The organism is Streptomyces populi (genome assembly GCF_002911015.1).
In the GTDB taxonomy this organism is placed as follows: domain Bacteria; phylum Actinomycetota; class Actinomycetes; order Streptomycetales; family Streptomycetaceae; genus Streptomyces; species Streptomyces populi.
The window spans coordinates 1-1,381 of the sequence record NZ_KZ627087.1 but is presented as its reverse complement, the minus strand read 5'-3'; the positions used below and the strand labels follow the sequence as shown (position 1 = coordinate 1,381).

Sequence of the window (1,381 nt, the reverse complement as noted above, 5' to 3'; positions counted from 1 at the left end):
GGGGACTGTAAGACGTTCGGTGTAACTCCCGATCATGGAGGATGCATCGATGCCCAGTGAGAACGTGTCCGAGGCCGAAGGCGCCAAGTCGGCGAAGTCTGTGCCGACGAGGACCGTGGACGATCAGTTGATCGAGGAGCTGGTGGGCCGGGCTCAGGCCGAGGGCCTGCAGCTGACCGGTGAGGGCGGACTGCTCCAGCAGCTGACCAAGCGGCTGCTGGAGTCCGCCCTGGAAGGCGAGATCACCGACCATCTCGGCTATGACAAACACGATCCGGCCGGCAAGAACGGCGGCAACTCCCGCAACGGCAGGCGTGCCAAGACGGTGCTGACCGACGTCGGGCCGGTGGAGATCACCGTGCCCCGCGACCGCGACGGCTCGTTCGAACCGAAGATCGTCAAGAAGCGGCAGAAGCGCCTGACCGGCGTCGACGAGATGGTCATCTCGCTGGCCGCGAAGGGTTTGACCACCGGCGAGGTCCAGGCCCATCTGGCCGAGGTCTATGGCGCCGAGGTCTCCCGGCAGACGATCTCGACCATCACCGACCAGGTCCTGGAGGGCATGGCCGAATGGCAGAACCGCCCGCTCGACATGATCTATCCGGTGGTCTTCATCGATGCCATCCACGTGAAGATCCGTGACGGTGCGGTGGCGAACCGGCCGGTCTATGTGGCTCTGGCCGTCACCACGGAGGGCCGGCGGGAGATCCTGGGGCTGTGGGCCGGTGACGGCGGCGAGGGCGCCAAGCACTGGCTGCACATTCTCACCGAGATCAAGAACCGCGGCGTCGGCGACGTTCTGATGCTGGTCTGCGACGGGCTCAAGGGCCTGCCCGAGGCGGTGGAGACGGTCTGGCCGCAGACGATCGTGCAGACCTGCGTGGTCCATCTGCTGCGGAACTCCTTCCGCTATGCCGCCCGCCAGGACTGGGACAAGATCGCGCGAGTGCTCAAACCCGTCTACACCGCGGCGACCGAGGGAGCCGCGTTGGAGAGGTTCGCGGAGTTCGCCGACACCTGGGGCAGGAAGTATCCGGCGATCGTGAAACTCTGGGAGAACGCCTGGGAAGAGTTCACTCCGTTCCTACGGTTCGACACCGAGATCCGCCGCATCGTCTGCACCACCAACGCGATCGAGTCGGTCAACGCCCGCATCCGCCGGGCGGTCAAGGCCCGCGGACACTTCCCCAACGAGCAGGCCGCCCTGAAGTGCGTCTACATGGCGATCATGTCGCTCGACCCCACCGGCAAGGGCCAGGCCCGCTGGACCATGCGCTGGAAGACCGCGCTGAACGCCTTCGACATCACCTTCGACGGCCGCCTCTCAGCAGCCCGCCAGTAACCCCAACTGCCCCAGTTACACCACTCGTTTGACAGACCC

Annotated in this window: 1 protein-coding gene; it reads left to right on the top strand. The window is 65.7% G+C overall.

The annotated features are described in order from the left end of the window. Positions 1-49 precede the first annotated feature (49 nt). Positions 50-1,342 (top strand): IS256 family transposase, encoded by a 1,293-nt coding sequence (locus CW362_RS42790; RefSeq protein ID WP_103554952.1) that lies wholly within the window; start codon positions 50-52, stop codon positions 1,340-1,342. Positions 1,343-1,381: the final 39 nt, after the last annotated feature.